This is a genomic window from Micromonospora sp. KC213, from assembly GCF_004348325.1.
Classification (GTDB): Bacteria; Actinomycetota; Actinomycetes; order Mycobacteriales; family Micromonosporaceae; genus Micromonospora.
On sequence record NZ_SMKF01000223.1, the window covers coordinates 1 to 7,723 of the forward strand.

Below are 7,723 nucleotides of genomic sequence, written 5' to 3' on the forward strand. Positions count from 1 at the left end.
GGTCAGGGTGCCGGTGGCGATCAGGAGCGCGGGGCCCGAGAGCCAGCAGGAGTCGTCGGTGACCGTCACGGTGAGCCGGCCGCCGGGGACGTCGACCGCGACCGCGCCGGTGTCCCGCCCGGCGTCGCGCAGCGCCACCGCCCCGACCGCACACGCCCCGGTGCCGCAGGAGAGGGTCTCGGCCGAGCCGCGCTCGTACACCCGCATCAGCACGTGTGCGTCGGTCTCCGCGACCGGCTCGTCCGGCGTGACGAACTCGACGTTCACCCCGGTGGGGAAGACCGCCGGGTCGTACCCGGGTGCCCGGGTGAGGTCCAGGCCGGCCAGGTCCAGGCCGGTCGGCAGCACGCAGACCAGATGCGGGTTGCCCACGTCGACCGCCGTGCCCGGCAGGGTCAGCGCCCCCAGCGTCGCGGTCGAGGTGTCGTACAGCCGGGGGCGGCGCATCTCGACGGCGACGGCGTCGCCCTCGACCCGCGCGCGCACGACGCCGGCCCGGCTCGCCACCGGCAGCGCGGCGCGAGACGGCGTGGCCAGCCCGGTCTCCAGCAGGTAACGGACGAAGACCCGGGCTCCGTTGCCGCACATCTCGGCGACTGAGCCGTCGGAGTTGCGGTAGTCCATGAACCACTCGGCCTCGCCGGCCAGGACGACGCCCTCGGGATGCTTGGCGGCCCGCACCACCCGCAGCACGCCGTCCCCGCCGATGCCGCGCCGCCGGTCGCAGATCGCGGCTACCCGGCCCGGTGTCAGATCGAGGGTGCCGTCCGGATCGGGCAGGATGACGAAGTCGTTGCCGGTGCCATGGCCCTTGGTGAACTCCACGGCCCCATCATCCCTGATCCGCGGCGAGCACCCGCAGCGCCGTGTCGACCAGCCCGGGCGACGCGGAGTTCAGCCAGTGCACCCGCCGGTCACGGCGGAACCAGGAGCGCTGCCGCCGGACGAAGCGTCGGGTGGCCCGGATCGTCTCGTCGTACGCCTCGGCCTCGGTCGTCTCGCCGGCGAGGAAACGCAGCACCTGCTGGTAGCCGAGCGCCCGGCTGGCCGTACGTCCCTCGGCCAGGCCGTGGCCGACCAGCGTCCGCGTCTCGGCGACGAGTCCGTCGGCCCACATCCGGTCGACCCGACGCGCGATCCGCTCGTCCAGCAGCGCGGTGTCCAGGTCGACGCCGAGCTGCACGGCCGGGTAGTGCGGCGTGGGCTGTGGCAGGGCGGCGGCGAACGGTGCCCCGGTCAGCTCGATGACCTCCAGGGCGCGGACGATCCGCCGCCCGTTGCCGGGCAGGATGCTCGCCGCCGCGGCCGGGTCGGCGGCGCGCAGCCGCTGGTACAGCGGGGCCGGACCGACGGCCGCCAGCTCGGACTCCAGGCGTTCGCGGACCGCTGGGTCGGTGCCGGGGAACTCGAACCGCTCCAGCACCGCCCGCACGTACAGCCCGGAGCCGCCGACCAGCAGCGGCACCCTGCCCCGGGCCAGGATGTCGTCGACTGCGGCGCGGGCCAGCCGCTGGTACTCCGCGACGCTGGCCGGCTCGGTGACCGGCCAGATGTCCAGCAGGTGGTGCGGCACGCCCTCGCGCTCGGCCGGGGTCAGCTTGGCGGTGCCGATGTCCATGCCCCGGTAGAGCTGCATCGAGTCGGCGTTGACCACCTCGCCGTCGAGGGCGTGCGCCAGGGCGATGCTCAGTGCCGACTTGCCGGCCGCGGTCGGCCCGACCACCGCCACGACGGTCATGCCCGCTCCCAGGAGGCCACGAGGTAGGCGACGCCGTAGGGGGCCGCGTCGTGGCGCAGCGTGCCCCGCCAGTCGCCGCCGGCGGCGCGCACCGCGCCGGCCAGCACCTGCCAGGGTGCCCGGCCGGCGACCCTCAGCTGCGCCGACAGCGCCGGGTCCAAACCGAGCAGGGCCTCGGCGTCCGCGTCGGCCAGGGCCCGGGCCACCTTCTCGTCGTACGCCTCGGCGCGCGGGTCGTGGTAGCCGGGCGACTGCGAACCCCGGCAGGCCGATCCGTCCCCCATCACCAGCAGCGCCCAGTCGGCCTCGCCGCCCTGGTCCGCGCCGAGCGCGGCGGCTGCCGCCGGTGGCGCGTCGGCGGCCACCGCCTGCATCCGGGCCACCGCCGACGGACCACCCGGGTGACGGCGCAGCAGCCACGCCCCGATGGTCAGGCTCAGCGGTAGCGGGGCCGGCGGGCCGGCGGGGCGTACGTGGCCGGGGGCACCCTCGACATCAGGGCCGCCGACGGCGACCTCGACACCGACTCCCCACGGCGCGAGCGAGCCGCGGCACGGGGGGTGGTAGGTGCGGGTGTCGGGGGCGGCGCCGACGACCACGATCCGGTACGCCGAGTCCAGCAGCCGGGCGACGGCGGCGTCACAGGCGGCGCGGAGCCCGTCCAGTTCGGGCGCGGCGGCGCCGGCCAACTCGGGCACGATCAGCGGCGGGTGCGGGCAGACGGCGGCGGCGACCAGGGGCACCAGGCAACCGTATCGGCCCGGCCCGGCCCGGTGCCCCGCACCCGCCGGTCAGCCGGGCTGGCCGCCCCAGCCGCCCTGCACCATGGTCTGGAACCGCCACCGGCCACCACTGCGGACCAGCAGGTCGGCGTAGCGCACCCGCTGACGTTCGCCGTCGATGGTGAACTCGGCCTCGGTGAAGACCACGACCAGGCTCGGGGTGAGGAAGTACGGCGTGCGGCGCGACTCCATCTTCAGGTCGCCGCCGCCGGCGAGGAGGCCGCCCATCATCTCCAGGTAGGCCGCGCGGTCGAGCTGCCGGGCGGAGCCCTCCCCGGCGGCGTCGTCGGTGACCGTGTTGAGGGGGAACATGGCCAGGTCGGCGGTGCCCGCCACGTCGCCCGCCTCGGCCAGGGCGTCGTAGTGGCGGAACCACTCGTCCAGCTCGGCCAGGGCCGCCGCGTCCGGCACGAAGCCCGCGTCGGCCGGGGGCGTCATCCGGCTCCGGGACTGCGTCATCTGTTCCTCCTCACCGGCCCGCAGGACGGGCCGCCGCTTACCGTACACTATACGGTACACCCTACGGCACCGGCCGACACTCCCCACGGACCCTGTCGGTGAATGGCAGGACACCGTATGGTCACGGTCAGAGACAGGCGCTCGACGCGGACAGGGTCAGACCTGTGACAATGCCGAGAGCAACTTGGCTGCGCCGTGGCGGCGATCGAGGGAGAGGTCCGTCGACGCCGGGAGAACGAGGATGGGCACATGAGCGACTGGACGGCCTTCGGACGGGTGGACGCGGACGGCACCGTGTACGTCAAGACCGCCGAAGGCGAGCGGGTGGTCGGATCCTGGCAGGCGGGGGCCCCGGAGGAGGGGTTGGCCCACTTCGCCCGACGCTTCGCCGACCTGGTGACCGAGGTGGATCTGACCGAGGCCCGGCTCAACTCTGGCGCGGCGGACGCCGGCCACTCGCTGACCACGATCCGCCGGATCCGTGCCTCGCTGGCTGAGGCGCACGTCGTCGGCGACATCGACGCGCTGGCCGCACGGCTGGACAAGCTCGCCGCGGTCGCCGAGGACAAGGCCGGTGAGGCCCGCGCGGCCCGGGACGCGGCCCGGGTCGAGGCGCTCGCGCGCAAGACCGCCCTCGTCGAGGAGGCGGAGAAGATCGCCGCCGAGTCGACCGGCTGGAAGACCGCCGGGGACCGACTCAAGGAGATCCTCGACGAGTGGAAGACCATCCGCGGCGTCGACAAGAAGACCGACGGCGAGCTGTGGAAGCGGTTCGCCGCGGCCCGCGACGGTTTCACCCGGCGTCGGGGCGCCCACTTCGCCTCCCTGGACCAGCAGCGCAAGCAGGCGCAGACGGTCAAGGAGGAGCTGGTCGCCGAGGCCGAGAAGCTCAAGGACTCCACCGAGTGGGCGGCCACCGCCAACCAGCTCAAGGAGCTGATGAACCAGTGGAAGGCGGCTCCCCGCGCGTCCAAGGAGGCCGAGCAGAAGCTCTGGGAACGTTTCCGGGCCGCACAGGACGCCTTCTTCAGCCGGCGCAGCGAGGTCTTCTCCGCGCGCGACAACGAGCAGCGGGTCAGCCTGGAGCGCAAGCAGGCACTCCTGGCCGAGGCCGAGGCGCTGGACGTCGACGGCGACCCGAAGGGTGCGCAGGCCAAGCTGCGGGAGATCCAGGTGCAGTGGCACGAGGCCGGCCGGGTGCCCCGGGAGGCCGCCGCCGGGCTGGAGCGCCGACTGCGCGCGGTGGACGACCGGGTCCGTGAGGTCATGGACTCGGCGTGGCGGCGCACCACACCGCAGGACAATCCGCTGCTGGCGCAGATGCGGGCCCAGGTCGCCGAGGCCGAGGAGCGGCTGACCCGGGCGCAGGCCGCCGGGGACGCCCGCCGGATCAAGGAGGCCGAGCAGGCGCTGGCCGCCAAGCGGCAGTTCCTCCAACTGGCCGAGCAGTCCGGCTGAGCTGACACCGCGTCGCAAGCCCCCGGTCCGTGGTGGACCGGGGGCTTGCGCGTCTGTGCGTCCGGCACCAGCCCGCACGGTGCCCGGTCGACCTTCACGAAGGCCGGCCACGGGTTTCGGCTCCTGGCATCCCCATGCAGGTGAGGGTGGACTTTACATCGATAAGCATCTGTGCTTCTATCAGGGAAAGCGCTTACCCCGGTAAGCGTGGCACGGGAGTCGCTGCTCACCCCGCACGTCCACACCGGCCGGACCCGCCGACCACCGTCCCCGGCCGACCGCGACGCCGACGGGCACGGCGCCAGCAGGGTCGGCCAATGGTCCGCGAGCCCGGCCACCAGCGAAGGGAAGCACCATGCGCATCACGTCCCGACGTCCGAAAACCCTGCTCACCGCCGCCGCCAACGCCGCGCTGCTCGTCGCCTCCGCCCTCACCGTCAGCACCACACCGGCCGCCGCCGCCCCGAACCACCTGGTCGGCTGGGCCACCCAGAACGGCGGCACCACCGGCGGCGGCAACGCCCCGACCACCACGGTGACCAGCGCCTCCGCGCTGAGCGCCGCACTCGGCTCCAGCAACGCCTCGGTCATCCGGGTCTCCGGCACCATCAACTGCTCCGGCATGCTGCGGGTCCGTTCCCACAAGACCATCCTCGGCACCTCCGGCGCCACCATCGCCGGCTGCGGCCTGAACATCAGCGGCGACCGCAACGTCATCATCCGGAACCTGACCTTCCGCAACTGGAACGACGACGCGATCAACGTGCAGGAGTACGCGACCAACATCTGGATCGACCACAACACCTTCACCAGCGGGTACGACGGCGCGGTCGACATCAAGCGCGGCTCCGACTTCGTCACCGTGTCCTGGAACCGGGTCCACGCCCACGACAAGTCGATGCTGCTCGGGCACAGCGACAGCAACGCCAGCCAGGACACCGGCCGGCTGCGGGTGACGTACCACCACAACTACTTCGACGGCAGCAACCAGCGCCACCCCCGGGTCCGCTTCGGCAACCCGGTGCACGTGTTCAACAACTACTACCGCGCCAACCATGGCTACGGCGTGGCGTCCACGATGAACGCCGGAGTTCTCGTCGAGGGCAACTACTTCGAGAGTGTCGCCGACCCGTTCCACCTCGGCGAGGGCAGCTCCGGCCCCGGCAGCCTGGTCGCCCGGAACAACCACTTCGTCAGCTCCGGCCGGGGGCAGGCCGGCGGCAGCGTCCGGAGCATCCCGTACTCGTACCCGCTCGACGCCGCCAGCAGCGTCAAGTCGATCGTGACGGCCGGCGCCGGCGCCGGCAGGATCTCGGTCTGACGGCCGGCGCGGGGCCCGCCACCACGACGGGCCCCGCAGACCTCGTCAGTGGGCGGCGCAGCCGGTCGTCGACGCGGGCGTCGCCGTCGGGGCGCCCACCGTGGGCAGCCCGAGCAACACCCCCGGGGTACGCGGGGAACGCCCCGCCTCGGCCGCGTCCCCGGCCCGCGTACGCCGGTGCGACAGCGGCTCCCCGTCGGCGTTGAGGTGGTGCGGGGCGGCGTAGGTGACCGTGGTGTGCACGATGTCGCCGGGACGGATCGACCCGGCGTACGAACCGGCGTCGAAGTGGACCAGGCGGCCGTCGCGGGCCCGGCCGGAGAGCCGGCCGGTTCGCTCGTCCTTGCGGCCCTCGCCGACGGCGACCAGTACCTCGACGGTTTCCCCCACCAGCTTGCGGTTCTCCGCCCAGGTGATCTCCTCCACCGTGGCGACCAACCGCTCGTAGCGCTCCTGCACCACCTGCTTGGGCAGCTGACCGTCCATCGTGGCGGCCGGGGTGCCGGGACGCTTGGAGTACTGGAAGGTGAACGCCGAGGAGAACCGGGCCGCCCGCACCACGTCCAGGGTGCGCTGGAAGTCCGCCTCGGTCTCGCCGGGAAAACCGACGATGATGTCGGTGGTGATCGCCGCGTGCGGTATCGCCGTCCGGACCTTCTCGATGATCCCCAGGTACCGCTCCGACCGGTACGACCGGCGCATCGCCCGCAGCACGTCGTCGGAGCCGGACTGCAACGGCATGTGCAGCGAGGGGCAGACGTTCGGCGTCTCGGCCATCGCGGCGATCACGTCGTCGGTGAAGTCCTTGGGGTGCGGACTGGTGAAGCGGACCCGCTCCAACCCGTCGATGTCGCCGCAGGCGCGCAGCAGTTTGCCGAAGGCGTACCGATCCCCGAACTCCACGCCGTAGGAGTTGACGTTCTGCCCGAGCAGGGTCACCTCCAACACGCCCTCGTCGACCAGGGCGCGGACCTCGGCGAGGATGTCGCCGGGGCGGCGGTCCTTCTCCTTGCCGCGCAGGGCGGGCACGATACAGAACGTGCACGTGTTGTTGCAGCCGACGGAGATCGACACCCAGCCGGCGTACGTCGACTCCCGCCGGGTCGGCAGCGTCGACGGGAAGACGTCGAGCGACTCCAGGATCTCCACCTCGGCGGCGGCGTTGTGCCGGGCCCGTTCCAGCAGCGCCGGCAGCGCGCCGATGTTGTGCGTGCCGAAGACCACGTCCACCCAGGGGGCCCTGCGGACGATGTCGCCGCGGTCCTTCTGGGCCAGACAGCCACCGACGGCGATCTGCATCCCCGGGTGCCGGTTCTTGACCGGGCGCAGATGACCGAGGTTGCCGTAGAGCCGGTTGTCGGCGTTCTCCCGGACGGCGCAGGTGTTGAACACCACCACGTCCGGGCTGTCGTCGGCCTCCTCGGCGCGGACGTAACCGGCCTGCTCCAGCAGGCCGGAGATCCGCTCGGAGTCGTGCACGTTCATCTGGCAGCCGTACGTACGCACCTGGTAGGTGCGCGGGCTGCGCTCGGCTGCGGTAGTCATGACGTGCACAGCGTATCCGGGCCGACCGGGATCACCCGAACGAGGAGGAGCAGCAGCCATGTGCCGCAGCATCAAGACCCTGCGTGAGCCGTACGTGCCGGAGGTGACACCGGCCGACATCCAGGCGGCGGCGTTGCAGTACGTCCGGAAGATCTCCGGTTTCCGCGCGCCGGCCGCGCACAACGCCGAGGCGTTCGAGGCCGCGGTGCAGGCGGTGGCCGCCGCCACCGCGACCCTGCTGGACCAGTTGCAGGTACGCGGCTCCCGGCCCGCCGCGCCCCGCTGACCGGGGTCGTCGCGCCCGCTCGCCGCCGCCCCGACCCGCTGGCCGGCCCTGACCCTGCCCCGCACCATCGTCGCGGCCTTCGCCAGACGGTGGCGTCAGCCTCATCTGACGCCACCGTCTACGCCACCTGGAGC

Annotated in this window: 8 protein-coding genes; 3 read left to right on the forward strand and 5 right to left on the reverse strand. The window is 73.0% G+C overall.

Annotated features, from left to right (window positions below; translation table 11 throughout):
- From dapF to E1166_RS27835, 4 genes are all read right to left on the reverse strand, one after another.
- Nucleotides 1-825 (reverse strand): diaminopimelate epimerase (gene dapF / locus E1166_RS27820; protein ID WP_132342864.1); only part of this gene is annotated, 825 nt, incomplete at its 3' end.
- Between the two features lie 7 nt (nucleotides 826-832).
- Nucleotides 833-1,738: a tRNA (adenosine(37)-N6)-dimethylallyltransferase MiaA gene (gene miaA, locus E1166_RS27825; protein WP_132342865.1), complete on the reverse strand. Its 906-nt coding sequence runs from the start codon at nucleotides 1,736-1,738 to the stop codon at nucleotides 833-835.
- Nucleotides 1,735-2,481: a hypothetical protein gene (locus E1166_RS27830; RefSeq protein ID WP_132342866.1), complete on the reverse strand. Its 747-nt coding sequence runs from the start codon at nucleotides 2,479-2,481 to the stop codon at nucleotides 1,735-1,737. The genes miaA and E1166_RS27830 overlap by 4 nt, the downstream gene beginning before the upstream one ends.
- Before the next feature lie 48 nt (nucleotides 2,482-2,529).
- Complete coding sequence (locus E1166_RS27835) at nucleotides 2,530-2,979, reverse strand: hypothetical protein (RefSeq protein WP_243710555.1); 450 nt, start codon at nucleotides 2,977-2,979, stop codon at nucleotides 2,530-2,532.
- A 249-nt stretch (nucleotides 2,980-3,228) separates the two neighbouring features.
- Here E1166_RS27835 and E1166_RS27840 point away from each other — a divergent pair, with 249 nt between their 5' ends.
- On the forward strand, nucleotides 3,229-4,437 hold the full coding sequence (locus E1166_RS27840; RefSeq protein WP_132342867.1) for a DUF349 domain-containing protein: 1,209 nt from the start codon (nucleotides 3,229-3,231) through the stop codon (nucleotides 4,435-4,437).
- Nucleotides 4,438-4,792: 355 nt separating this feature from the next.
- Nucleotides 4,793-5,758 carry a right-handed parallel beta-helix repeat-containing protein gene (locus E1166_RS27845; protein WP_132342868.1) on the forward strand — a complete coding sequence of 322 codons (966 nt, stop codon included), beginning with the start codon at nucleotides 4,793-4,795 and terminating at the stop codon, nucleotides 5,756-5,758.
- A 45-nt stretch (nucleotides 5,759-5,803) separates the two neighbouring features.
- On the opposite strand, the gene miaB is transcribed toward E1166_RS27845, so the two are convergent.
- Nucleotides 5,804-7,303 (reverse strand): tRNA (N6-isopentenyl adenosine(37)-C2)-methylthiotransferase MiaB, encoded by a 1,500-nt coding sequence (miaB, locus tag E1166_RS27850; protein ID WP_132342869.1) that lies wholly within the window; start codon nucleotides 7,301-7,303, stop codon nucleotides 5,804-5,806.
- A 58-nt stretch (nucleotides 7,304-7,361) separates the two neighbouring features.
- Between miaB and E1166_RS27855 the strand changes: the two genes are divergently transcribed.
- Nucleotides 7,362-7,589 carry a DUF2277 domain-containing protein gene (locus E1166_RS27855; protein ID WP_132342870.1) on the forward strand — a complete coding sequence of 76 codons (228 nt, stop codon included), beginning with the start codon at nucleotides 7,362-7,364 and terminating at the stop codon, nucleotides 7,587-7,589.
- The last annotated feature ends 134 nt before the right edge of the window (nucleotides 7,590-7,723 follow it).

Bases quoted from the DNA above. Each gene is read 5' to 3' on its own strand.
- miaA (WP_132342865.1), bottom strand. From the start codon at position 1,738: ATGACCGTCGTGGCGGTGGTCGGGCCGACCGCGGCCGGCAAGTCGGCA.
- E1166_RS27835 (WP_243710555.1), bottom strand. From the start codon at position 2,979: ATGACGCAGTCCCGGAGCCGGATGACGCCCCCGGCCGACGCGGGCTTC.
- E1166_RS27840 (WP_132342867.1), top strand. From the start codon at position 3,229: ATGAGCGACTGGACGGCCTTCGGACGGGTGGACGCGGACGGCACCGTG.
- E1166_RS27845 (WP_132342868.1), top strand. From the start codon at position 4,793: ATGCGCATCACGTCCCGACGTCCGAAAACCCTGCTCACCGCCGCCGCC.
- miaB (WP_132342869.1), bottom strand. From the start codon at position 7,303: ATGACTACCGCAGCCGAGCGCAGCCCGCGCACCTACCAGGTGCGTACG.
- E1166_RS27855 (WP_132342870.1), top strand. From the start codon at position 7,362: ATGTGCCGCAGCATCAAGACCCTGCGTGAGCCGTACGTGCCGGAGGTG.